Annotated in this window: 26 protein-coding genes; 1 reads left to right on the plus strand and 25 read right to left on the minus strand. The window is 64.3% G+C overall.

The genetic code is table 11. From position 1 onward, the window contains the following. Positions 1 to 4: 4 nt before the first annotated feature. The 23 genes from C1932_RS11830 to C1932_RS11940 form a co-directional block, all read right to left on the minus strand. Complete coding sequence (locus C1932_RS11830; RefSeq protein WP_159094542.1) at positions 5 to 2,842, minus strand: hypothetical protein; 2,838 nt, start codon at positions 2,840 to 2,842, stop codon at positions 5 to 7. Between the two features lie 6 nt (positions 2,843 to 2,848). Next, the gene (locus C1932_RS11835) at positions 2,849 to 6,610 is read right to left on the minus strand and encodes a phage tail protein (protein WP_108762302.1); all 3,762 of its coding nucleotides are present in this window, start codon (positions 6,608 to 6,610) and stop codon (positions 2,849 to 2,851) included. A gap of 65 nt (positions 6,611 to 6,675) precedes the next feature. Further along, the gene (locus C1932_RS19835) at positions 6,676 to 6,843 is read right to left on the minus strand and encodes a hypothetical protein (protein ID WP_159094543.1); all 168 of its coding nucleotides are present in this window, start codon (positions 6,841 to 6,843) and stop codon (positions 6,676 to 6,678) included. 57 nt (positions 6,844 to 6,900) lie between these two features. Next, positions 6,901 to 7,605 (minus strand): hypothetical protein, encoded by a 705-nt coding sequence (locus tag C1932_RS11840; RefSeq protein WP_234412122.1) that lies wholly within the window; start codon positions 7,603 to 7,605, stop codon positions 6,901 to 6,903. Positions 7,606 to 7,669: 64 nt separating this feature from the next. Next, positions 7,670 to 9,643, minus strand: coding sequence for a hypothetical protein (locus C1932_RS11845; protein ID WP_108762304.1), 1,974 nt, complete (start codon positions 9,641 to 9,643; stop codon positions 7,670 to 7,672). Positions 9,644 to 9,646: 3 nt separating this feature from the next. Beyond that, a complete protein-coding gene (locus C1932_RS11850) occupies positions 9,647 to 9,883 on the minus strand; it encodes a hypothetical protein (RefSeq protein ID WP_234412123.1) in 237 nt (78 codons plus the stop codon). 56 nt (positions 9,884 to 9,939) lie between these two features. Further along, complete coding sequence (locus tag C1932_RS11855; RefSeq protein WP_108762305.1) at positions 9,940 to 10,314, minus strand: hypothetical protein; 375 nt, start codon at positions 10,312 to 10,314, stop codon at positions 9,940 to 9,942. 127 nt (positions 10,315 to 10,441) lie between these two features. After that, positions 10,442 to 10,912 (minus strand): hypothetical protein, encoded by a 471-nt coding sequence (locus tag C1932_RS11860; protein WP_108762306.1) that lies wholly within the window; start codon positions 10,910 to 10,912, stop codon positions 10,442 to 10,444. Between the two features lie 78 nt (positions 10,913 to 10,990). Next, positions 10,991 to 11,350, minus strand: a complete 360-nt coding sequence (locus C1932_RS11865; RefSeq protein ID WP_234412124.1) for a DUF3168 domain-containing protein — start codon at positions 11,348 to 11,350, stop codon at positions 10,991 to 10,993. Continuing rightward, entirely contained in the window at positions 11,350 to 11,853 is a 504-nt protein-coding gene (locus tag C1932_RS11870; protein WP_108762308.1) for an HK97-gp10 family putative phage morphogenesis protein, read from the minus strand. The genes C1932_RS11865 and C1932_RS11870 overlap by 1 nt, the downstream gene beginning before the upstream one ends. After that, positions 11,846 to 12,172, minus strand: coding sequence for a phage head closure protein (locus C1932_RS11875; protein WP_108762309.1), 327 nt, complete (start codon positions 12,170 to 12,172; stop codon positions 11,846 to 11,848). The genes C1932_RS11870 and C1932_RS11875 overlap by 8 nt, the downstream gene beginning before the upstream one ends. Beyond that, positions 12,172 to 12,459 carry a head-tail connector protein gene (locus C1932_RS11880; protein WP_108762310.1) on the minus strand — a complete coding sequence of 96 codons (288 nt, stop codon included), beginning with the start codon at positions 12,457 to 12,459 and terminating at the stop codon, positions 12,172 to 12,174. Before C1932_RS11880 ends, C1932_RS11875 begins: the two co-directional genes overlap by 1 nt. Before the next feature lie 3 nt (positions 12,460 to 12,462). Continuing rightward, a complete protein-coding gene (locus C1932_RS11885) occupies positions 12,463 to 12,861 on the minus strand; it encodes a hypothetical protein (RefSeq protein ID WP_108762311.1) in 399 nt (132 codons plus the stop codon). A 57-nt stretch (positions 12,862 to 12,918) separates the two neighbouring features. Further along, positions 12,919 to 14,166 (minus strand): phage major capsid protein, encoded by a 1,248-nt coding sequence (locus tag C1932_RS11890; RefSeq protein ID WP_108762312.1) that lies wholly within the window; start codon positions 14,164 to 14,166, stop codon positions 12,919 to 12,921. 9 nt (positions 14,167 to 14,175) lie between these two features. Continuing rightward, a complete protein-coding gene (locus C1932_RS11895) occupies positions 14,176 to 14,862 on the minus strand; it encodes an HK97 family phage prohead protease (protein WP_108762313.1) in 687 nt (228 codons plus the stop codon). Next, positions 14,859 to 16,163, minus strand: coding sequence for a phage portal protein (locus C1932_RS11900; protein WP_108762314.1), 1,305 nt, complete (start codon positions 16,161 to 16,163; stop codon positions 14,859 to 14,861). The genes C1932_RS11895 and C1932_RS11900 overlap by 4 nt, the downstream gene beginning before the upstream one ends. Before the next feature lie 2 nt (positions 16,164 to 16,165). Next, positions 16,166 to 17,860: a terminase TerL endonuclease subunit gene (locus C1932_RS11905; RefSeq protein ID WP_108762315.1), complete on the minus strand. Its 1,695-nt coding sequence runs from the start codon at positions 17,858 to 17,860 to the stop codon at positions 16,166 to 16,168. Continuing rightward, on the minus strand, positions 17,853 to 18,278 hold the full coding sequence (locus tag C1932_RS11910) for a hypothetical protein (RefSeq protein WP_108762316.1): 426 nt from the start codon (positions 18,276 to 18,278) through the stop codon (positions 17,853 to 17,855). Before C1932_RS11910 ends, C1932_RS11905 begins: the two co-directional genes overlap by 8 nt. Positions 18,279 to 18,772: 494 nt before the next feature. Then, the gene (locus C1932_RS11920; protein ID WP_108762318.1) at positions 18,773 to 18,985 is read right to left on the minus strand and encodes a hypothetical protein; all 213 of its coding nucleotides are present in this window, start codon (positions 18,983 to 18,985) and stop codon (positions 18,773 to 18,775) included. Beyond that, positions 18,975 to 19,262: a hypothetical protein gene (locus C1932_RS11925; RefSeq protein WP_108762319.1), complete on the minus strand. Its 288-nt coding sequence runs from the start codon at positions 19,260 to 19,262 to the stop codon at positions 18,975 to 18,977. Before C1932_RS11925 ends, C1932_RS11920 begins: the two co-directional genes overlap by 11 nt. A gap of 1 nt (position 19,263) precedes the next feature. Then, positions 19,264 to 19,746 (minus strand): hypothetical protein, encoded by a 483-nt coding sequence (locus C1932_RS11930; RefSeq protein ID WP_108762320.1) that lies wholly within the window; start codon positions 19,744 to 19,746, stop codon positions 19,264 to 19,266. Then, a complete protein-coding gene (locus C1932_RS11935) occupies positions 19,743 to 20,186 on the minus strand; it encodes a hypothetical protein (protein WP_234412125.1) in 444 nt (147 codons plus the stop codon). The genes C1932_RS11930 and C1932_RS11935 overlap by 4 nt, the downstream gene beginning before the upstream one ends. 8 nt (positions 20,187 to 20,194) lie before the next feature. Further along, on the minus strand, positions 20,195 to 20,683 hold the full coding sequence (locus C1932_RS11940; RefSeq protein WP_108762322.1) for a glycoside hydrolase family 104 protein: 489 nt from the start codon (positions 20,681 to 20,683) through the stop codon (positions 20,195 to 20,197). 72 nt (positions 20,684 to 20,755) lie between these two features. Here C1932_RS11940 and C1932_RS11945 point away from each other — a divergent pair, with 72 nt between their 5' ends. Beyond that, positions 20,756 to 21,295, plus strand: coding sequence for a hypothetical protein (locus C1932_RS11945; RefSeq protein WP_108762323.1), 540 nt, complete (start codon positions 20,756 to 20,758; stop codon positions 21,293 to 21,295). A gap of 102 nt (positions 21,296 to 21,397) precedes the next feature. Here the strand turns inward: C1932_RS11945 and C1932_RS11950 are convergent, their stop codons facing one another. Continuing rightward, positions 21,398 to 22,108 (minus strand): hypothetical protein, encoded by a 711-nt coding sequence (locus C1932_RS11950; protein WP_108762324.1) that lies wholly within the window; start codon positions 22,106 to 22,108, stop codon positions 21,398 to 21,400. Beyond that, positions 22,105 to 22,296 carry a hypothetical protein gene (locus C1932_RS11955; protein ID WP_108762325.1) on the minus strand — a complete coding sequence of 64 codons (192 nt, stop codon included), beginning with the start codon at positions 22,294 to 22,296 and terminating at the stop codon, positions 22,105 to 22,107. The genes C1932_RS11950 and C1932_RS11955 overlap by 4 nt, the downstream gene beginning before the upstream one ends. Positions 22,297 to 22,332: the final 36 nt, after the last annotated feature.

Below are 22,332 nucleotides of genomic sequence, written 5' to 3' on the forward strand. Positions count from 1 at the left end.
CCTGCTATTGCTCTACCGAGATCATCGATAGGCTCTGCGTGAGGGTTTGCCCCTGGAACGAGCCAGAGGTGTGCGTCACGGTCTGCTCGGTAAAGCCGGTAATCACCGCGCGATACTGGACCGTATCGGAGCTGGGGCTGGTGTCGTTGATGGTGAAAGCTCCGCCCCAGGACGAATCGGCCTCGTCAGGACCGTCGCGCTCGTTATTGATGACCACGCCGCCAGCGGCGTTGAGCACCTGCCAAAGCGTCTCGCCGGCGTTGCCGATCTTTCGATAGACCTCCACCCGCGCGGTGTTCTGGCCTGCACCGGCAACAAACCCGGTCGAGCCAGATATGGTCTGCGTCCGCCGGTGCCGCCTGGTGAAGCTGACAGTGACGGTGCGCACCCGGCCATTGGTGGAAAACGGCCCGTTGACCAGCTCCGTCCCGATAGCCTGGGTGGTCGTGGTCTGCACGGCGTTGCGCAGCACGCCGGCGGAGAGCTGCCCACCGAAGTAGGCACTGCCACTGGCGTCCATCCACATCATGGCGTTGGCCTTGGAAGCGGCCGCGGCGCCGACGTTCGGCCCGAAGTAGTCCACCAAGTTGTCACCGGCGGCGCCGAATCCAGGGCCGATGATTCGCTGCGCAGCGCCCTTCCAAACCCGCAAGTAGCCCGAGCGCCACTCCATGCCCTCGGCTGCACCATTGGGCGCGACGATCTCCATGCTGTTCGTCAGGAAGCGCAGGCTGACCACGTTGCCGTCGTTGCCCAGCTCCATGCCGCCGATCAGCGGCCCAGCCCCGCTATCGGCAATCAGGTGCAGAAAGGCCTTGGCCATGACCTGCGCCAAGCCACCTTCGGTCTCCTGCACACGGGCTTCCATGCCCTGCACAACCTGAGCGCTGGCCTTCTCGCCCAATTCGACCTTGACCCCCTGCAGGGATTCGGACACGGCTACGATCCCATCGGCGTTCTGCTCCACCGATGCCCGAAGCTGGGAGACGGCCTCGGCGGATGCCTTGCCCTCCAGCTCGACCTGCACCGCGTCCACGCGCTGCGCCTGCACCGAAACGTCGGTGGCGACAGCTTCAATCTGCTGCGTGGCCAGCGCCTTGAACTGCCCCAGCTCGGCATCCAGCCGCGTGACGCTTTGGGCCTGAGCCAAATCCCCCTCCGCGATGGCGGAAAGCACCGTGCGCGTGCCGGCGTACACGTCCTCATCCCCAGCGAAGGAATCCTCATCGCCTGCGTGCTGACCTTCCAGCTGCGCAGTGACCGAGGTTACGCGCTCACCGACCGCACGCAGCCCTTCCTCGGTTTCCTCCACCCTTGCCGATACGGATTCCAGCGCCGCTCCGGACGCCACGGCCCCCTCGCCTTCCGGCATGCGGGCCTGCACCAGCTGGATGGCCTCAGCGTTGGCGCTGTCGCCGTCGGCCCGGGCTTGGCTCTCTTCGGTAACGCTGGCCTCGGTGGCCAGCAATCCGTCGCCCACCGGCATGCGGGCCTGAAGGACTTCAATCGCGGAGGCGCTGGCCTCATCTGCGCTTACGCGGGCATCCCGTTCAACAGCGAAAAGCCCTGTGGCTACCTGGGAAATGTCCGTGCCGTCATAGTCGCCGCGCAGCTGCGCGGCCAGCGTCTCCCTTCGGCTGGCCTCGGCGCTGTCAGCGGCCACCCGGGCGCGTGCCTCATCCTGCACCAGGGCCACCCCGGCGCCCGGGGTCGGACGGCCGATGGCCACCCAGTCCAGCAGGAAGTAGTTGGCCACCGCCTGCTCATCGCCGAACTGCAACCGGATGGCATCGATCTCTCCGGGCCACCAGGCGATATCGGCCACGTCCACAGTCGCCACGCCGTGGTCGTCCCAGAGCGGCTCAGGCACCGGCACGCGCTTCTCATCGTCCCAAGCCTGGTCGTCTGCCGTGATCCACTGCAGGGTGCCGTTCCATGCCGGCGTGCCTACGCGCTTCACCCGCAGCTTGGCGAATCGATAGGCGCTGCCATCGATCTCCAGAGCGGGCGGAGACTGTACCCACGGGGAATCGGCGGCGTTGGCCGGCCGCAGCCAGCCATCCATCACCGTTGGATCCGCGCCATTGCCGATCCAGTTCTCGGCGGCCGTGTCGAAGTACCAGATCTTGCGGCTGTCGAACTGAGTGCCGCTGCCGGCCACGACTTCGGACAGCGCGCGCGACAGCGACTCCATGTCGCTCTGCCGCGTCTCTGCCTCCAGGCTGATTGCCGCCTCGCGCTCCAGCCGCTCATTGAGCACCGCATAGGCGCGATCCTGCGCCTCCTGCGCGATCGCGCCCATGGCATCGGCCACGTCCTGCTCTCGCAGCACGGCCTCGGCCAACAGATCACGGGCAGCAGCGGCCAGGCCATCGGCACGGGCTGCCGCTTCCAGCGCATCGGCCTCGATCCGGTCTGAGATTTCCTTGCTCAACCGCAGCTGCTGCTCGATCAGATCAGCGGTGGCCGGGGTCGGCGTGGCCACCACCACCGTGCCGCCGCCTGGCTTGCCCCGCACCGTCGGGGTGATCCGGAACCACCACTGCGTGCCGCTGGCGTCGCTGTAGACGTAGCGGGTTTCGGTGGTCCGGTAGATCTCCGTCCACGGCCCATCCTGGGCCGGGCCACGCTCGATCACGTAGATGACGCCAGCCTGGTCTACGGCAGGCCATTCGAGCAGGACGCCATCGGCCACCGGCGTCGGGGTCACCCCCTCCACCGGCGGCACATCCGGTGCCCGGTAGGCAACTGGGAACCAATTCGAGAAGCGCGGCGCCGGCGGCGTCGGAGACGGCAGAGCGCCCACGCCGATTTCCACCAGCGTGAGTTTCCTTGCTTGCATTGCGGTTTACCTCGCGTTGAGTCCCTTGCGCAGATCGCTACTGCTGGCAGCCCGCACGCCCTGAGTGGTTGTCGAAAGCAGGTCCTGCAGCAGCCCCTTTACATCTGTCAGCAGCGCGTTGCTCTGCTGCACGGCGGCCGTGGTCTGCGCCTGCCCGTTGCTGTCCACCACCAGGTCGAACACGGCGCGGCTGAAATTGTCCGGCAGCGCCTCGATCACATCGGCCAGCGCGCCCATGCTGGTGCCGTCCTCCATATCGAGGTCGCCCACCTTCATGCCGTCGATCAGGCCGGTGACCTGGTCGTACAGGCCGTTGTAGTCCTGGCCACTGGCGTAGAGGTTCCGACCGAAGTCCAGCGCGGCCTGCGCGGCCGCCTGCGCGGCGCTGGTGTCGCCGCCGGCCACGGCCCGCTCCAGCTCCTTCATCGCCTCGCCCAGCTTCTCCTGGTCCGTCAGCGGCGACAGGTCGCTGATCGAAAGGCCGTACTGCATGGCCTTCTTGTCCTTGTCGATCTGCGCCTGCAGCTTGCCCATGTTCATGGCCCGCAGGGCCTCGATCTTGGCCAGATCCTCAGCCCTTGCACCGGACAGGCCCAGCGCCTTGGCGTAGTCGTTGGCCGCCTTCACCTGCTGGCGGTAGGTCCGCTCGATGGTCAGCGCCTGCTGCTGGTAGCTGGACAGGTCACCGGTGAGCAGCTGCGTGGACACGTCCGCCATCAGCGTGGCGTAGTTCCCAAGCAACCCGGTCACCTTCTGGATCTGCGTGGCCAGGTCCGTGCCAGCCACGCTGGCCAGGTCCTGGAAGTAGTCCACGGCCTTGTTGACCTTATCGATCTCCAGCCCGGTCAGCGCGCGGCCGAGGTCGTCCGCATTGCCCACGGCCAGCTCGATGGATGCGCTCAGGGCGTTGAACACGTCCGCCGATCCGAAGTACCCATCCAACTGCCCACCGAAGCCGGACGCCTTCACCGCCTCGGTGAACAGCCGATCCTGCATGTCGGCTAGGTAGGCCTCCAGCTGCTTCTGCGCTTCCTCCGAATCGGAAGACATCTGCAGCTTGCCCAGATCCACCCTCACCGACGCCAGCTTCCGGGTGAGATCCACGCCCAGCTGCTTGGCCAGGTCCGTGGTTGCCCCACGGATCTGCCGCGCCGCCATATCAAACGTGCGATCAATGCCCGGATCCAGCGTGCCGTACTGCGTCCACTTCTTGTCCGAACGGAACCAGCCGCCCTTCTGCTTCACTTCGGCGTAGCTCTGGCCGTCCAGGCCACCGAACCCATATGAGCCGGTGATGCCCTGCCCGGTGATCTTCGGCGCGCTGCGGCCGAAGGCCTTACCCATCAGGGAACTGCCGGAGAAGATGGCCGCGGTCTTGCTGCTCATCCCCAGCGCGCGGCCAAGGTAGTCCAGCGACATGCTGTCGATCATCACCGGCGTGAGCAGGCCGCCAGATGCCAGATGGCCCCGGTTCAACAGGTCCATCTTGTTCTGATTCTCCAGCCCGAACCCTTCCTTGTACGCGCTGCCGGCCATCTGCATGCCCATAGCGATCAGGGCGGCATACGGCGCGAACGCCGCGACGCCGGCCAGCGCCCCGGTTGCCGCGCCGGCGGCGCCGGTCGCCGCACCGGTGGAGGCGGTGCCGCCACCCGTCAACGCGGCCAGGCTCGCCATGCTGCCCCCGAGGGAGTTCGCCGCGGTCGCGCTGCCGGCCGCAGATGCGCCACCGAACAGCCCCTGGCCTTGTGACAGCAGGCCGGCGATGGTGCTGGCGTTCTGGCCACCCGCCGCGGTGCCGTTGCCACCGAACAGTCCCATGATGCTCTGCAGGCTTAGTCCGCCGCCCTGCCCGCTGATCCCGTTCATGATCTGGGTTTGAATGGGGATAATCAGCTTCTGCTTGGCGATCTCCTCAATCATGTCGCGCAGCCCGCGTTTGGCGACGTTCTTGAGGTCATCCCACAGGTTGTCGAAGTTGCGCAGGCCGTCGGCAGCGAAGTCGGCGAATGCATCGACGCCATCGGACAGGCCGGACACGATCACGTTCGCCAGAGCCTCGGCATGGGCCGCCGACTCCTCGACCTGCAGCGACAGCTCGGCCGCCGCTGCAGCGGCGTCGAGCATGGCCCGCTCGTACTCTGCATAGCTGGAGGCGCCCTTGGCCAAGGCCAGCGCCTCCTTGCTGCCCGCTGCCTCCACAGCCTTCTGCAGCTCGTCGCGCATGTCCTTCTCGTTGACGAGCTGGCGGCGGTACAGCTCGCGCGCCCGGCCAACCTTGCCCAGCATCACCAGCTCGGAATCGAACGTGGCCAACAGCTGTTCCGGCCCGCCCATGGCTTTTTCGACCTCGGCCGCCACCTTCGCGTACTCCAGGGCGCTCTGCCCCATCAGCACATTGGCATCGGCCTGGGCAATGTTGCCCTTCGACAACAGGTCGTTGTACTCGGCCATGTTGCCAAGGTGCTTGGCCATCGCCTCGGCCAGAGGACCATCCATGGCGCCGGCGGCTTCTTCTGCCTGCTGCCTGTAGCGCGCCATCTCGTCGGCGCGCCGCTTGGCCTCATCTGCAGCTTTGTCTCCAGCCCCCTTATCGATATTCCCGGTTGGCTTGTAGCCAACGGACGCCGATTTCAGCGCGCTGTCGGGGAGCATCTGCCCGTTGTCGATCAGCGTGACCTGGGGGCCATACCTGCGCGTCAGCTCGCGCTGGATGCGCACCCTCTCGGCCTGCAGTCGTTCGGCCTCTTTGTCACGCTCCGCGGAAGGCGATTCCACGGAAAGCAGCAGGCGACGACGCGCCCCCAGCTCGCCCATCTTTTCGTTGAGAGCGTCTTCGGTTGCGCTACTGAGCGAGTCGGACGATGCACCCTCCAGAGCCTGCAGCTCGGCATAGCGGCCAATCAGGTTGACTATCTGAACAGCACCATTCGCCATTTCCCCCGTCAGCTCGGCTACCCACTTGGTAGCGGAGGCAAAAGCGTTTCGCGTCTGCTGCGACGCCATGAACTCGGTGAGGTTGTTCAGTGTCGGCAGCAGCTCTTCGGCAACGCTGACCTTCAACCCCATCATCGCGAGATCCGCTTCCTGCGTAATCTCGCGCAGACGCACTGTCGCCTTCGTGGTCTTTCCATCGATGATCGCGCCGGCCGCCTCAGCCGCGTCACCCCATTGGCGGAAGCCGGCGCTGTTGTTCCGCAGCAGGGGCATCAGCATTGAGGAATCGCTGGCAATGGCCTCCATGTAGAAGGTCATTTCGGACTGCGACAGGTTGGCCCGCTCCAGGCTGTTGAAGTACAGCCCGAGCGCATCTGGACCAGACAGCTTTCGCATCTGCTCCGCAGTGACGCCTGTGCGCCGTGCGATGTTGTCGAAGAAGTCGGCCATCGCGCCGCCGCCCGTCTGGACGTAATCACCGATCTTGTCCTGCACATCCTTGAGGATGTCGGCCAGCTTCTCGTGGCTGATCCCTACAACGTTCGCACCAGCAGCCATTCGCTGGAAGGCTTCGGAGCTGGTGCCAGCCAGCGTGCCCATGCGCTCGTACTGCACACTGAGGTCCGCGACCTGGCGCGACCAAGCAACAGCAGCTGCGCTGGTGCTTGTTATGCCGGCGGAGATCGCAAGCCCGATTGCGGTCCCGGCACGCTTCGCAGTGGCCTGCATGCGATCCATCGACTGCTCGAACTGGCGGGCGGCCTTGCCGGTATCCTTCACGAAGGATCCGGTCTTCATCAGCAGATCGACGGTGAGGGTGTACAGGGACATGTCGGCTCCAGAAACGAGAAAGCCCCGCACAAGGCGGGGCTTTTGACGGGCGCCGGGGATCCGGCTTACTTACCGAGCAGTTGCGCCTGGTGGCGCTCCGCCTGAATGATACGGGCCAGGGCGGCCAGGAATATTCCGAAGGCAATCACACCAACGCCCATGGTTGCTTTGGTGAGCATCAAGGCCCCCACAAGCGTGGCCAACAGACCCACAACGGCCAGAAAGATGTACATCCACGTCCCCCCTATGATCGGTCATTCGGGGCATGATGCCATTGTTCTACGGCTGGGTCAGGCCGGGACTTCCTCGTACTCCAGCGAGCCGGTGAAGTAGTTGCGGCTGATGTTCTCCGCGCTCGGCAGCTGGGTGGGATATCCATACATCGCCGACCTGGCCGCCAGCGCGGGGTCGAACACCTTCGATGCGATATCCCTGAACTGCGGCACCAGACAGGACCGCCGGCGCCCAGCCATGGCGGCAGCAATCGTTTCCCAGTCCACGCCGCCGGCCAGGCCGCCGCCGCGCACAAGCTCGGTTGGCCGGCCCGACAGGTTGCAGGTCAGGCGGCGATACGTGGCGCCGACGACCGTGTTGAGCTGCGCCCCCTTGGTGCGGGTGTGGGCGCTGGTGTCGATGGTGACGACACCCCAGCCATCGCTGATACCCACATCGACTGATCGGAAGATGGCGATCTCGCCGATATCCACGTTGACGGCGGTGGTGTCGATCTCGACCGACACCACCGCCAGCGGCACACTTGGAGGCGGAAAGAGCCACGTGCACACGCTGCCGTCCGGAAGCTTGACCGTCGTAGCCCTTGCGCCAGCAGCGCGGACCTCGACTCCCGCCGGCACGCTCAGGCCCAACACTGCGATGATCCCAGGCACGATGGCTTGGGCAAGCGTGATGGTGATTGCGAGATCGCCCGTGCGTCTCACACGGGAGGCGCGTGCGGGCTTTCCGTCGAAAAGCGCACTGCCCTGATCGGCGGTCATCCAGGTGCCACCGGTTAGGGTGGCCGTTTCCACCGCCGGCATTCCAAATCCAATAAGCACGCCCTTACCCCCACACCGTCAGCACCACATCACCCGTGGCAGGGTTGCGCTCCACGCGCCGCACCAGCACCGGCTTGCCATCGGCCAGGCCGTAGCGCCCGTAGGTCAGCCGCCCGACTTGCCCGGGGAGCGGTGCCAGCTGCTGGTCGCCTCGCACGGTCACCTGGTAGAAGAAACGCTGCCGCTGGTATATCGCCACCACCCGGTCGATCTCCCCCTGGGCGTCGGCCGCATGCCAGAACAGCGAGATCACCGGGTCTGCCGCATCGGCCCGGCGGTAGTGCGGGTCCAACGGCCCAGCCGCGTACACCTGGCCCCGGTACAGCGCCGTCAGTTCGTCGCGGCGGGCCTGGGGAACGTCAATCACGTCCGTCACCAGGTCGGACGCACCCAACGCCTGCGCGTTCGGCCGGTAGGCCATGCGGCGGGTAAGGTTCGGCGCCTCGTCCGGCACCCCCACCAGGTCGCTGGCCATATCGGCTTCGGACAGTTCAAACGCCATCGGCCCAGTGAACGATTCCGGCGCAACGACCTGGACGAATCGAAGGATGCCGGCCGCGTCTTGGTAGCACCCCACCCCGAAGCTGGGCAGGATCGCGTTCAACGCATCCCGGCCGGTGATCGAGGTGCCAGCGTAGTACCCAACGCCCGCATAGCCGGTGGCCGCGTCCACAGCCCCGCAGTCGGCCGCAGACCATGCGCCCTGCCCCAACCTACCCATCACATCAGCGACGGCAGCGGTCAGCGTTGCAGGCGCCATGCCGGGTCCGATACTCGAAAGGTCGGCTACCACCGGGGTCACCGGTGGCGACTTCATCAGCAGCTGCTGCCCGTCCGGCGAGCTGCTGAACGTGCCCGGCTCCATCAGGTCGCCGCGGTCCATGACCGATTCGACGAACACCGGCACGTCGGCCAGAAACATCGCCGTCGCATCCGAGTTGCCGCCGGCGGCCGGCACGCTGGCCACCGCGCCGATCACGACGGGCTGGGGCTTCCAGGCAAGGGACTCGATATTGGGCAGGAATACGCCACGGTTCAGCGTCTGGCTCAAGTAGTCGTGTGCGTCCCGCAGGTGCAGGGTCTTGCTCCCGTCGTCGTTGATCTCTATCTGATCGATTGCGCAGCGGAACGCAGGTTCCGCGTCGGACAGCATGGCGGACTCGTCCACCATCATGATGCGGACAGACTCGCCCGAACCACCGGAAAGTGCCAATGCGTCCAGCACCCCGTCGGCGTCGGCCACCAAGCACTGCGCGGCCGCCGTCTGCGAAACTGGATCGCCGCCCCAGGGCCAGAAGCTCAGCTCCTGCACCAGGCTGACGCCCTCGGCGACAAGGCCTTCGTATCGAGCGTTGGCCGGGCTGTCGCCAGGCGCGCTGAGCCAGTCAGCGTCGGCCAACCTCAGTGGCGCCTGGGCCGAGTTGCTGGCATCGAGCTTCCAGCCGGCCAGCGCCGCCTCGCTACGCGCGGCCCACTGCCCCGCGTTGACGGCCAGACACAATCCGCCAGCCTTGGATGCAGCCAGACCCGCAGCGAAATGCAGTGGGCCGGCCAGCAGGAGGTCGCGCTGGTGGATCAGGACGCCATTGAGGTACAGGTTCAGCCGCGAGGGGCTGCCGAAGGCAACGCGCAGGCCCACGATATCGCCGTGGGCTACCGCCGGCAGTCCGGTGGCGATGGCGCCAATGCCCTGCACCAGCCTCCCGGTAGCCAGCTCCCAGCCGATGCCATCGCCATTGGAACCAGGCGATTCATCCAGCGGGGCCGCGGCGGTCACGAAGCCGACCACTGCCGCCAGGTCGTCATCGCCCCACAGCGCGAACTCGACCCCCACAAGGCCGTCGGCCAGTGCGAAGTCGGAGCGAGCGCAGCGGTTCGTATCGGCAGCCGCAGTAGTTGCCAGGGTGAGCCCTCCGTCGCGGGCCGCGAGCAGAGGGCCAATTGGAAGCGCGGCAAAGCGCCCGAAGGTATCGGCCATGGGTCATCCGAGTGATTCGAACCAGTCGTTTGCCTCGTCCTCGTCGGATCGTGGCACCAACGTGTCCAGGAAGTGCTGCATGTTGCGCTTGGTGCCGCCCTGGCTGTGCGCAGCAGTGACGTACGCGATCAGCGCAGCTGGCTTCTGGTGGATGCTCACCGGGTCGATGGGGTTTCGCTTGTGGAACTCCCACCACCACAGGAACTCCCGCCGAGACATGGTGGCGCGAAGCTCTGCCACCGTACGATGCAGGTGCCCGGCGAGGACGTGCCAAAACCAATCCTCGCCGCGCTTCCTTATTCGTTTCCCGCTTCTTCCAGCAGGGCGACGGCATCACTGCCGAAGCCGGCGTGCTTGAGCGCGATGGATTGCAGGCTGGCCGCCACCTTGGGTTTCAGCTCGCCGGCCTGCTTCGGGGTCATCACGCGCTTTCCCTCCGCGTCGCAGATCGTGGCTGCGATCAGCTTGGAGCGGTCGCCCATGGCGTACAGGTCGCGAAACTCGGTGTCAGGCAGCGAGCGCACGTAGAACTGCGCCTTTCTGCCATCCGGCAGCTCGATGGTATCCGGCTGCACATCCTTGGCCGCGAACATGCCGGCGTTAGTGAAAGCCTGCAGGATGCTCACCGGCTCCAGCGGCTGGGCTTCGTTGGTTTCGTTGGTCTTGCTCATTGGCCGTTTCCAGATATGGCGGCAGGGCGCGCGGGCCGCGCACGGCTAACACGCGGAGGATCCGCGCGCCCTGCCAAAGAGAGTGGCCCGCTTCCGCGGGCCAAGCGAGAGAGCGCCGTTGTGCCGGTCAGTCCGGGCGGTGCGTGGTGACGGCACCGGAACCACGGATGGTCAGCGTCGCCTTCCAGACGTCGTTGTCCGCCACGGTCACGGCGAAGTTCTGCACGAAACCGTTGAACTGCTTGCTGACCACGGTGGTGGGCGGCGTGATGACCCCATCCACCGCGACCGGCTTGGCAACGCCGGCCGTCTCCGACGCCGGCGCCGTCACCAGGAAGTTCACGACCGCGCCGCTGCGGTGCAGTTCTTCCAGCGCTTCGGAATCCTCCGAGTCATAGATGACCTCGATGGTGGTGCTGCCGGTGGCCTTGCGGCCGGCGACGAACTGATCCCAGTCGTCATCGAAGTCGGAGATATCGATCTCCGACGCCTGGCCATCGGGGAAGCCGACGGAGCGCACGCGGGTCACCTTGATGACCTCGGCCGCTCCGATGGCAATGAACAGCTGGGTGTGCTTGGACTTGAGAACCTGTCCCATGGTCTACCTCTGCTTGGGGCCCGGTGCCGGGCAAGAAAAAGCCGGCTCGCGCCGGCGGATAGAAGGTGACCTGCATCGCTAACGAATCTGCAGCAGGCGCACGTCGAAGGAGATGCCGAAGGCGCCGGTGTCGTCGTCATCCGGCGGTGGATTGAAGCTCTCGATGCTGCCCACGGCCTCAATGGCATCGCGGACCGCCAGCGCAGCCTCGTTGGCCTGGCCGCTGTCCCCACCCCATACGGCAATCCGCACGCGCCAGCCGTCAGCGGGCGGACGCTCAGACAGCACGCCGAGCGGTGACCCACCGACCGCCTGCCACGTGGCGTAGGGCAGCTCCGTGTCCTGCGGGGCCGTACTGGGGTAAACACGGATGGGATCGCCCAGCACCCGCCTTACCTCGGAATCGCCCTGCAGCAATGACTGAATCAAAGGAACCATCAACGCCACCCCTTTGCCCGCATCACCTTGTCGATGGCCGCCCGGGTCTGATCGATAATCAGCTGCGCCGCCTCTGCTCCCTTAGCCTCCGCTGCCGGGGTAAGGAACGGCTTTGCAGCCATCTTTCTGGTCCCAAACTCCAGGTATCGCCAGTAATAGGCCCACCCCGCCTGCACGTAGGATTTGCCGACGCGCCGCTGGCGCCGGTTCCGTTTGGTGTTCGCGTACTTCACCCGCTTACCGGTCTTCACGCCGACGGTGAAGTACTCCCCGCCGGGGCCAACGCCAGCTCTGTTCCGGTTCCTAGCGTTCGCGCGGCGCACCACGATCTGCTGTGCCAGATAGCCACTAGCCCGCCGCACGCGGGCACGCGCGGCATCTCGGATCACGTTACCGCCGCGACGCATGGCCGCCTGCAATGGCTTCCCCTGCAGCTCGACGGGCAACAATTTGAGCGAAGCCAGCAGGCCGTCGAGCCCGCTGATTTGCAGATGCTCAGCCATCGGAGATCCCTGCATCGACCATGAGGTTGAGATGGCGGCGCGCGGTGGGGTCAGGGAGCACCGCACGAATGGCGTAAATCTGGCCGTCGAAGAGCAGCCGCATGGTATTGACCACGCCGGGCAGGAATGGCACCTCGATACGCGCACTGACCTGGCCGTGTTCCGCCGTGGCCGCGGTGAACTCTCGGCCGGACAGTGGCACTACTTCGGCCGGAACGTCGATCTTCCAATCCACCCAGGACGTTCGGTCGCCGCCGAGGGGAAGGCGCACCCGTTCCTCCACTTGCAAGGTGACCCGGTGCATGTACTTGCCGGCCATCACACCCCCCAGGACAGGCGATAAGGATTCAACAATCGGCGGACAGCCAGATCGCTTTCGTCCTTCTTGAAGTAGTAATCGCCGACGAGAAGATGGGCCGCCTGCTTGATCGCAGGCGGGATCGGAGCCGCTGCAGGCGGCTCCGATCCATCCATCCAGGGCACCGACCGACCGATGTACTGCTCGATGTAGTCCTGCGCCGCCTCAATGTGCCCGGTAATGAGGGCGTCGTCGGCGTCGTGGATCACCGGCAGGCTTTGCTTTGCCTCAGCCAGTTCGATGAGCATGGCTCACTCCTGCGTTGCGGGCAGAGCGGCCAGTGCGGTGTCGATGGCAGCCAGGACCGCTTCACGGGCCTTGGCGCCCTTGGCGCTCTCGGCCGCATGGGCAGCTTCCAGCGTGGCGCGATCGCTCACCCCCGCCAGGGCAGTAGTGACCTTCTCGGCCTTCTGACGCACCAGGGCCGCGCCAGCGACCTGGGCGGTCTGCGTCACCTTGTTGGACGCCGGTTGGGCCATCTTGTTGGACGGCAGCGGAGCCGACTTGCCACCCGCATCAGCGTGGCCGATCAGGCCAAGATTCTGCAGATCCTTCGCTCGCTGTTCCGGGCCGCTCCAGGGCTTGCCGCGCTTCTGATATCCACCTTCGGCGTTGGGGTCATTGAACCCCTTCAATGCGATGAATCCCATGTTGGTCCTCCAGCGGCGGGCTCGAAGCCCGCCGCTCCATATCAACGGTGATGAGCCTTACGGGCCCTCGAACGACCCGTGCACGAACGACTCCGGCCGATACACGGCCAGGCCCACGCGCTCTTCCGCGCGGATGGTCACCATGTTCTTGCGGAAGTTGTCGCCGTCCTCCGTCGAAACCTCGACAGCTGCGTCCTCGCGGTCGAACACCTGGGCCGCGATATCGAAGGCACCCACCAGGAATTCGCCCTCCGGCACCGCGGTGGAGTCCACCACGGGCAGCTTCCACATGCGGGGCTGACCGCCTTCCACGACGTTCACCCAGATGTAGCGGCCCTGCTCATCCTTCTGCAGCTCGATGTCTGCCCAGTCCACCGGGTTCAGGGCGATACCACTGGCACGGTACTCGGCAACACGGACCTGCAGGATGGCACGGCGCAGGATATCGATCTTGGTATCGCCGGCCTTACGCAGGGTTTCATTGAACGCGGTTGCCTGCGGAATCAGGCCGAGCAGATTCTGCCCGGTGCCATCGCCTGCCAGCAGCTGCTCTTCTTCCACGTACTTCAGGCCGTAGATTGCACGGCCGTTGATGTAGCTCTGCAGCAGCGGCACGTCGGCCAGAACCTGCTTGGAGGCCAGGAACCAGTGGGCCAAGGTCTTGACCGTGGTGGTCTTCAGCTCGAACGACAGGTCGGACTGCGGCTTCATGGCAGTTTCTGCCACCGGGGCCGCCATGTTCTGGAAGCCCGATTCCTGCACGAACTCGATTGCGTTGGAGCCCGTGCGGCCCGGCATGATGAGGTCGCGAATGGTGAAGGGGCGATCCGGACCTGCGACGATGCCGGGAACCCGCGTCGGCTGGATGGCCGCGCCGACGCCGCCGGTGCCCGTGGTTGCGCTGGTGATCGAGGTCACCGCCTTCAGGTTCATCCGGGCGATGCCACGACCCTTGGCAACCAGGTCGGTGAAGCCTTCGTGCTCGGTGAACTGCTCGCCGATGCTCTTGAGGTCAACGGGATCGTTGGCCGAGAAGCGGCGCGCCAGCTTCTGTTCCACTTCCAGCAGGCGGGCATTGATCTCGATGCCCCCCTTGGAGAGCAGGTCCAGCGCGCCCTTGGTGTCGTCCAGGACCTTGCCATGCTCCCTGATCTCGTTGCTCGCCTTCTCGGCGAACAGCTTGATCTCGTTGTCACGCTCGTTCAGCTGGCTGATGAGGCCCTTCAGATCCAGCGTGTCGTCCAGGTGCTGGGCATTCTTCATTTCGCGGCCAATCGAGCTGGCCAGTGCGGTGTAGCGGGACATAGTTGTACCTCAGAAAGTCGGGAGGGTCAGCCGCCCCAGAACAGGGACGGTCGTGTTTTCTTCAATCGCCTTGCTCCCGGACTCGCTCCGGTCCAGCAGATGCTTCAATCCGCGGTTGGCGATCACCGCGGATTGGCTTTTCGAGAACCCTGCCTCACGCAGGATCTGCTCAAATTCAGGCATGGTCGGCAGGGAGCCATGCGCCAGCTTCGACTTGATGGCGTCGATGCGGGCATCGTCGTTCGCCGGAAAGGTGACCAAGCTGATTTCCACCAGCTCAACCTTCTTGAGCGTGCGTACGCGCTCCTTCTCATCCCAGCTGTCCTCACGGACGTAGTAGCCGATGGACAGACCTGACACGGCGCCGGCCTTCATCAGCGCGTGCGCCTCCTTGGCGCGGGCCACACCGTCGATGATGAGCTGGCCCTCAACCTTCAGGCCGTGTGCATCCTCCACCAGGCTGGTGTAAACCCCGATGGGCTCACCGCTGCGGTGCTGCCACAGGACCGGCACCGGCCGGCCCTTGGCTTTGATCTCTGCCAGGCTCTCGCTGAACGCCCCGGGCGCGACCACCTCACGGTAGGAATCGACCGTCCCGAACACCGAACCGTACCCAGAGAAAAGGCCGTCATCGCTGACGGCCTTCACGGAGAGGTCGAAGTCCCTGATCTTCAGGGCCGCATTTTTTCGATTCATGTCGTTTTCCCATCGTCAGATTGCAGCCAGGCCACCAGCGCCGAACGGGCCTGCTGGTCACCGGTGTTAGAGCCCAGCATGTCGATGGGCAGAAGATTGGACTGCACTGTCAGTTCGGCGGCCTTGCCGCCCTTGCGAGGCAAGTTCTCCCGCTCTCGGCAATCATCGCGGGAATAGATCCCGTTCTGGACCATCGTGCTGTAGAAGGACGCGCGGGCTGCACTGTCGGCGCGCAAGAGTCCTTCCACTGCGAACTCGGCGAAGTACCTGGCCCGCTCAGCGGGCGCCATCAAGTCCTTCCGGATCGACTGCTCGATCCGCCGCAACCATGGCGCCAGGGAGAAGGTCAGGAAGCCGATCATCTGCTGCTCGATGCCGGTGCCCCAGCTGGTGGACTTTTCGGCGTGGCCAACCATGAAGGGAGGCACGCCAAACCAGCGGCAGATTTCTTCCACGTTGAAGGAACGGGTGGCCAGAAGCTGCGCGTCCTCCGGGTTCATCGGGACCTGCTGATACTTCATTCCCGCCTCAAGCAACATCGTCTTGCCGGCGTTCATGGCGCCTGCAAACTCGGCCTTCATGTTCTCGCGGAAAGTGGTCCTGTTCTTGTCGGTCAGGATTTGGTCGGTGGTCAGCACGCCGCCCACACTCATCCCGTTGGCAAACACCTTCGATGAGGCCTCGTCTGCGGCCATGGCCGCACCGAACACGTGGGCGCCGGCTTGGATGGAAGATATCCCCATCGTCCCGTCCGTGCTGAACCCACGGATGTGCCACATTCGCTCTTCGGGGATCACTCGCTGGCGCCCATCGGCGCCGGAGTACCGATACTCAAGCTCCCCCGTTGGAAGCCGCCTCACAGCCATTCTCTGCGGCTGCAGGAACTCTAGGTTGACCAGGCGTCCTGAGCTGACGGTCTTCTCTGCGTACGCGTTGCCCCACAGGAGCAAGCTGACCATCACGACTTCCCAGAACTGCACGGCCGTCATATCAGCATTCGGCTGGTTGTGCAGGATCTCGTAAAGCGGATGCCTGTTGGCAGACACCCGCGTTCCATCTGGCTTCCGTTCGAAGAACCCAACCGGAAGAGTTGCAATAACCTGTGCAAGCAGCCTCACGCATGCCATGGCGGCAGACAGTTGAAGCACCGTGCGTTGATTCACGGCCTTTCCTGCGCTGGAGCCACCGCCGGACCAGGCGGCCCAGAAGGCCTCATCGGTTAGGCCTATGGGCACGCCGAGCCAGCGCAGGACCGAGGACTTGATCTTTCCGGGCCCTCTCTGCTTTGCGTCCTTCGTCATTTTCACACCACGATTGGATTTGAGAAGAAGCCGTCCAGGTCGCCGTCGTCTTCTTCAGGGGTAATGGAGAGGCCAATCGCCATAAGCAGCGAAACCATGTCGTCGATCTTGTCGGGCGAGCGTTTCTTGTCGGGCTTCTGATTGAGATTCCCGTCTTTCACCACCAACAGGTTGGACGCGCACCAATTCAGCACGGGATCGTTTCCATGCTGGATGGCCTTTTTGATGTAGAGCCGCTCAAGCTCCTGCATCGCCGGGTGATAGTTCTTCGTGGTCTGGTTGAACTCGACCAGCGGGATTCCATCGGCCAGAAGGCGCTGGCTGATTTCTTGGGCATTCCATCGGTCATAGGCGACAGCCGCTGGCTTGAAAAGTTCAATATCCTGGCGCATCCGCGCCTCAACCACCTCGTAGTCGGTGACTTCGCCAGGCGTCACTTCGATCAGGCCTGCGGCTACCCAGCCGGCATAGGGCACAACCCCTCGCTCCGTTCGCACGCGCACGGCGTCCTCGGGGACGAACCTACGGCCCCAGGTGAAGTACACGCCCTCCACCTTCCATACCAGGCGCCAAGACGTCAGGTCAGTGGTACTCGCAAGGTCGAGCGCCCCCCAGCATGGGTGACCTTCGAGCCAAGCCAGATCCACATGCCCGCCGCACCTCTGCCACTTGGTCAGGTCCACCCAGCCAGTGGCCGAAGAAGCCGGCCTGTTGAGCCGCTTGATCTTGAACTCAGCAAGCTTGGACGGCATCTGCCGCGCCTCAACAGCCTCCTTTCGGATCGCCTTTATCAGGTGCGGATTTGCGTCCATCAGAGGGTTGGCCTTCTGCCAAGCGCCCTCGTCAAATTCGTCATCGTCCTCATCGACAGCATAGAAGACCACCAGAAAGTGGTCGGCACTATCACCCAGAATTCCCGCCAACACCTGTTTGGCGAACTGCCGCAGCTCACCCCAAGGGCCTGGGTTGGTGTACCCCTCCGTAGTGGTGTACAGCCAGAGAGGGCTGCTGCGTGCGCCGGCAGCCGATGTAAGGACGTTCAGGAGGTCGGCTGACTTATGCGCATGGATCTCGTCCAGCCCAACATGGGACGGGTTGAGGCCGTCTTGCGTGCTTGCCTTGGCGTTGATGGGCTTGAAGGTCGCTCCCGTCTCCACCCGACTGATCGCATTGGCCCAGCAGGCCAATCCGAATGCCTCCTGCAGATCCGGCGTCTTCTCTGTCATGCGCTTGGCGACGTTGAAGATGATTCGCGCCTGGCTGCCGGTGGTCGCCGCGGAGATGATCTGCGCGCCTTCCTCTTCCTCACAGCATTGGCAGTAAAGCAGGATCGCAGCGGCCAGCGTTGACTTTGCGTTCTTTCTGGCCACAGCGAAAAGCGCAGATGTAAAGCGCCGGCTTCCGTCATGGTTGCGGAAGCCGAAGAGCTGAACCACGAAGAAGACGTGGGATTCGTGCAGCTCGATCTCGGGGCGTGCCCACTTACCCTCAACGTGAGGCAACTTCTCGATGAAGTCGCATGGGTCGCATGCATGCCACTCGTCAAACAGGAAGGGCGGTCGCTTCCTGCTTGCCCGCTTGAGGTCAGTCAGGAAGCGCTTTGCCGCCTGGCGGATCAGCTTTCCGAACCGTTTTCCTTTCTTGTCGGCTATCGCCTTCTCTGCGTAGGCCTTGGCGATGCCGACATAGTCACGCACGACTCTTCCGCTTCTGGCCGTTGTTCGCGAAGGCGTTGCCTTGCTTCGCAGAATCTCCAGCTGGCCGGACCTTGCCCTGGGCAACTGGCGTCAGGCCGAAGTCATTCATAAGGCCGCGCAGCTGCGACACCATGGAAGCGACGGGCGCCAGGCCGGCGGCATACATCTGCACTGTATTCCCGTGCAGCGCACACAGCTGCCCGAGCGCCGACAGGCCGGCTTCGGTGAGCAGCTTGTTGGCATGAAGGATTGGCGCGAGCCTATCCCACTCTTTGATGGCGTGGGCGTTCGGTAGCCAGTCCGGTGCCAGCGGCACATCAGATACCAGCGGAAGATCCACTGCCAGCGGTGCGTCGCGGTCCGGACGATCAGTCCCCGCCACCACCTTTAGCGATGTCGGTTTGCGGGGATTGCCCATGGCTCGTTCCAGCAGCGCAACGGCTGCACCTCAAAAAATGGTTTTTCCCAACTGACGGTGGAAAAAAACAGGGGGGCGCACGTATCGAAGCGGGAGGCGACTGAACTTTTGCCCCTCCCCCACCACGAACTATTAATTTTTCGTTATATTTCGTTCCGTTTTTGGAACGACAGGCTTCCGCCGCCGATTGCCGAATCCGCCGTCCTCGCGCGCCGTCTTAGCGTTGTGGCATTGCGCGCATAGGCCTTGGAGGTTGGTCAACTCGTTGTTCCGGCTATCACCATCGACGTGATCGACGTGGGTGGCCGGCTTGATTCGCCCCAGCGCCTGGCAGCTCACACACAGCGGCGATGCGGCCAGCACCTTCGCTCGCAGTCGAAGCCAAGGGGTTGAGTTCGTTGGCAATGCACGATCAGCCTGTCGGTCTCTAGCGGGAGGTGCGTACGCCGCTCCCGCCCGCCCGTGTGGTCGATGCTTCGGCGGTCGGACGGGCATCAGTAGGTATTCCCGTCCAGATCCGCACGCCGCTCTGGCTTTGCATCATCAGAGACCGGTGTGCCAAATTCCTCGCCCAGTAGCATGGCCACTGACTGTGTCAGCAGCGCGATGCTTTCGGACTGTTGGCTAATCTGCTTGCCCTGTTCCTCGATGATCGCGTGCTGTCTCTCGACCAACGCCAACAGGCGATCCAGACGGTTATCGGCCATCACTTCCACCTGGCACCGGGTTGCCTTCGATCTGATCGATGGCGTCCAGCTGCGCTTCGTACTGCAAGAGGCAACGCTTCCGGCCATTGCTCACGTCGAACACGGCCGATGGAGCGGCGTCCCGTACCCACTTGCACCGCTTGCGCAACTGGGGATCGATGGGAACGTACGTTGCCACCGGAACAGCTATTACCGTCGCCGGCGGCGGATTCGGCTTGGTAGGCGCCGCCTGGCACCCGGCCAGCAGCGCTGCGGTCAAGACGACGATGACGCGCATATCAGTACCCCTTCAGTGCTGGGCAGGCGGAATCGAGCAGCTCCAGCGCGGCCTTGCACGTATCCGGCCGCGTTTCATAGCGACCGCGCCAGGTAGATGCCTCCTTCTCGGACGCCTCGATCTTTCCGGCCAACTCCTGAAGGGCTGCCGCGCTCTCTGCCTTGAGGGCTTCCAGCTTCTCGGCCTCCGCCCGGAGGGCAATGGCCACCTCGGCCAGTCGCTGATCGCGCGTGTCCACATCAGACTGCAGCCGGGCAGCATCCGCTTTCCAGTCGGCCTGTACCTTGATGACCTGGGCGCTCAGGTCCCGGATCTTCTGCTCTTTCTCCCATGCGGTCAGGCCGGACACCATGCAGCTGAAAGCCAACACCGCGCACACCAACTTGACCTTGCTGCCAGGCTTTCTCAGCCAGCGCAGCGCGTCGGCAGCGGCGCCGACCACCAGCGCCCACAGCTCGTGCAGGAATCGGATCATCTCGCTCATGGCTTCTCGCCTCCGATGGCGCCGGTCGCCCTCTCCACCATGCGCACGTAGCCGGGCAACAGCCGGCGGATCAGGACGCCGGACAATCCGGCCAACGGCAGCTGTGGGGCGCCAGCCAGTGACGGCCAGATGGATGCGGCAACGGCTATGACCCATGCGGCCACGATGGCGTAGGCCACGACCGCCACGGCCAGGGCCGCCCAGCGCGCGGCGGTCTGCAGAAGGCGATGGCCGGCCCGGCGGGTGGCATCAGCTGCCACGCGCTCGGCGTCCTTCTCGGGCAGTAGAAGGACGCCAATCAGCGCCCCTGCCATAGCGACCAGCAGCACCGACTGCGGAACGCCAAGAATGATTCGCTCGGCCTCGCGCAGTGCGTCGGCCGTCGCTGGCGCGACCACTGCCGCGGTGAACGTTCCGACTATGGTTTTTAGGGTGCTCACGGGCTCAGTCACGGCGCCACCGCCCCGCCGGCCTTTCGGTAAACGGCCAACAGGTCGGCAAGCTTGTGTTCGTGCTGACCATAGCCAGCGCCGGGCAGGCTCGCCCAGATGTTGCTGACCGCCTTGATGGCCTCCGTGATCTTGCCGGCTTGGATCAGGGGCAGCGCGCGGCGCTCCCGGATCTGCTGGAGCGCGATCTTGTCCTGGCTCAGTGGGGAGAAGTCATTCAGGCCCAACGTCTTCCGGTACGCATCGTAGTACCTGCGCAGCAGCTGATAGCGACCTGCGGCAGTTGACTGGATCTTGAGCTTGGGCAGGTCCACCAGCACTCGCGGGTGATCGGCGTAGCTCCTGAACCGCTGGCCGCCGACGATCACGTCATAGCCACGGTTCTTCGTCGGCTGCTTACCATTATCGGTCCCCTCGGACCAGGCCAGCATGTCGAGGAAAGCCACAACGTTCATGCCGCCAGCCTCTTGGCGAGTGATCTCAGCCATTGGGTGTGTCCTCAATTCCAGTATTTGGCGGCGACGTGCGCATAATCAGCGAACAAACCACCTGGGGGGTATATGAATCAATCGCCGGAAGCCCGATACACCGAACAACTTACTCAGCGCCGTTTAGCGACTCTAGAAAAGGGCCTTGAGGGCCTGCAGAACCATCAGCGAACCGTAGAGTCGGAGAAGGAGGCCGAGGCGCTCAACAAGGCGATGGACAAGGAACGATCAGCCAATGAGACCTACACCAAGCTGATCATTGCGGCTGGCTACGCCGGCTTTCTAACGTTCTGGGGAAAGTCCGCTCAGGTGATACCCCAGCCACATCACGCGTGGATCGGCACTCTTTTCCTACTTTCCTTGCTCTGCTACATCGGCTATGAGGTCTACATGTCAGTACGCAGGGGATTCGCGGTTCAACTAGCGAACCAACGCCTCAATGAGAATCCCACACCTGCAGGCGTAGCGCAGTTCAAGGCGTCCTTGCTGGACTTCAATCGCCGCGCACACAGGGCTTGGCTGCTGGTCCTCATACCAACCGTCGCACTCGGATTCGGATCCGGCCTATGGCTTATTGGCTGGTACATCTACAGCACTTGGGCAAGTCACTGATCAGAGGGCTTCACCCAAAAAAGCAAAGCCCCGGCTGGGCCGGGGCTTGCGTTTGAATGGTGATCAATTTGCCCGCCATTCTGCGGACCCTGCAAGTCCTCACTACGCAGCGCGATTCAGCGCCCGGGAGAACTGCTCGGCAGCAACATGCTCCGCACTACGCATGCGCTGCAGCATCCACTCATACACCGGACGCCAGAACCGCCGATACGCCGCGTCGTCGGCACCGATCGCTGCCCCACGCTTGCGGCCGCTGAGCTGCTCCAGCCCCATGCCGCCGCACGCCTCGCATTCAACGACTCCGCTCCCCGTCGTCGCAGCCTGAACACGCGTGCCTTCGCAGGTCTTGCAGCAGCCACAGCTGGCCATCTCCGCAATGACCGCGCCGGCCAGCACCCCAAGCTGCTCCATGGTGTTGTTCGGCCAGGCCGCAGCGCGCGCCTCATCTAGCGCGTGTTCGGTCCTCAGCAGCTCGCGACGCTGCGTGTCCGTCACCTGGTTGCCCCCCCACCCCATGCACGCCTTGGCGATGCCGAACTCAGTCCGCACCGTGGCCAGGTGGTGCATCTGCCTGGTGAACTCGGGTGCAACCAACCCGATCACGGCTTGGCGCAGCGCGTCACGCCGCCTTGCGCCGCTTTCGGGCCACCACAGAGCCTCAAGCAACTCTCGCCCGAGCCCAGCTGGCACATATGCCAAAGCAGCAGCAACGTCCTGGCTGGTCAGGGTGGGCTTTCCACCACCGCCGCTGGATTCAAAATTGACCGTCTTCGCGCCTGTGCGGCTGGACAGCAACTCGCGTGCGTCTTTCATCCCTTCCCCCTTAATCGATCTCGTCGGTTGATTTCGCGGCGCAGCGCGCGTGATCGGCGCAGCGCCTGCTCGGCCTTGCCGCGTTGGCCCGGTGCCGTCCACGCCCGGGTCCATCGCATTTCGGCTATCTCCTGCTGGATGCCGCTCAGCAGCTCCAGCGCCTTGTCGTCATAGCGGGTCAGGTCCATCCAGCCAGCTTGTTCCCCATCCGTCGCACAGCCCGC

Origin of the sequence: Stenotrophomonas sp. YAU14D1_LEIMI4_1, from assembly GCF_003086815.1 — a bacterium.
Classification (GTDB): Bacteria; Pseudomonadota; Gammaproteobacteria; order Xanthomonadales; family Xanthomonadaceae; genus Stenotrophomonas.

Bases quoted from the DNA above. Each gene is read 5' to 3' on its own strand.
- C1932_RS11870 (WP_108762308.1), bottom strand. From the start codon at position 11,853: ATGGCTGAGCATCTGCAAATCAGCGGGCTCGACGGCCTGCTGGCTTCG.
- C1932_RS11875 (WP_108762309.1), bottom strand. From the start codon at position 12,172: ATGGCCGGCAAGTACATGCACCGGGTCACCTTGCAAGTGGAGGAACGG.
- C1932_RS11865 (WP_234412124.1), bottom strand. From the start codon at position 11,350: ATGGTTCCTTTGATTCAGTCATTGCTGCAGGGCGATTCCGAGGTAAGG.
- C1932_RS11895 (WP_108762313.1), bottom strand. From the start codon at position 14,862: ATGAATCGAAAAAATGCGGCCCTGAAGATCAGGGACTTCGACCTCTCC.
- C1932_RS11845 (WP_108762304.1), bottom strand. From the start codon at position 9,643: ATGGCCGATACCTTCGGGCGCTTTGCCGCGCTTCCAATTGGCCCTCTG.
- C1932_RS11910 (WP_108762316.1), bottom strand. From the start codon at position 18,278: ATGGGCAATCCCCGCAAACCGACATCGCTAAAGGTGGTGGCGGGGACT.
- C1932_RS11835 (WP_108762302.1), bottom strand. From the start codon at position 6,610: ATGTCCCTGTACACCCTCACCGTCGATCTGCTGATGAAGACCGGATCC.
- C1932_RS11900 (WP_108762314.1), bottom strand. From the start codon at position 16,163: ATGACGAAGGACGCAAAGCAGAGAGGGCCCGGAAAGATCAAGTCCTCG.
- C1932_RS11930 (WP_108762320.1), bottom strand. From the start codon at position 19,746: ATGAGCGAGATGATCCGATTCCTGCACGAGCTGTGGGCGCTGGTGGTC.
- C1932_RS11950 (WP_108762324.1), bottom strand. From the start codon at position 22,108: ATGAAAGACGCACGCGAGTTGCTGTCCAGCCGCACAGGCGCGAAGACG.
- C1932_RS11890 (WP_108762312.1), bottom strand. From the start codon at position 14,166: ATGTCCCGCTACACCGCACTGGCCAGCTCGATTGGCCGCGAAATGAAG.
- C1932_RS11885 (WP_108762311.1), bottom strand. From the start codon at position 12,861: ATGGGATTCATCGCATTGAAGGGGTTCAATGACCCCAACGCCGAAGGT.
- C1932_RS11955 (WP_108762325.1), bottom strand. From the start codon at position 22,296: ATGGACCTGACCCGCTATGACGACAAGGCGCTGGAGCTGCTGAGCGGC.
- C1932_RS11830 (WP_159094542.1), bottom strand. From the start codon at position 2,842: ATGCAAGCAAGGAAACTCACGCTGGTGGAAATCGGCGTGGGCGCTCTG.
- C1932_RS11920 (WP_108762318.1), bottom strand. From the start codon at position 18,985: ATGGCCGATAACCGTCTGGATCGCCTGTTGGCGTTGGTCGAGAGACAG.
- C1932_RS11945 (WP_108762323.1), top strand. From the start codon at position 20,756: ATGAATCAATCGCCGGAAGCCCGATACACCGAACAACTTACTCAGCGC.
- C1932_RS11840 (WP_234412122.1), bottom strand. From the start codon at position 7,605: ATGACCGCCGATCAGGGCAGTGCGCTTTTCGACGGAAAGCCCGCACGC.
- C1932_RS11855 (WP_108762305.1), bottom strand. From the start codon at position 10,314: ATGAGCAAGACCAACGAAACCAACGAAGCCCAGCCGCTGGAGCCGGTG.
- C1932_RS11925 (WP_108762319.1), bottom strand. From the start codon at position 19,262: ATGCGCGTCATCGTCGTCTTGACCGCAGCGCTGCTGGCCGGGTGCCAG.
- C1932_RS11940 (WP_108762322.1), bottom strand. From the start codon at position 20,683: ATGGCTGAGATCACTCGCCAAGAGGCTGGCGGCATGAACGTTGTGGCT.
- C1932_RS19835 (WP_159094543.1), bottom strand. From the start codon at position 6,843: ATGTACATCTTTCTGGCCGTTGTGGGTCTGTTGGCCACGCTTGTGGGG.
- C1932_RS11860 (WP_108762306.1), bottom strand. From the start codon at position 10,912: ATGGGACAGGTTCTCAAGTCCAAGCACACCCAGCTGTTCATTGCCATC.
- C1932_RS11880 (WP_108762310.1), bottom strand. From the start codon at position 12,459: ATGCTCATCGAACTGGCTGAGGCAAAGCAAAGCCTGCCGGTGATCCAC.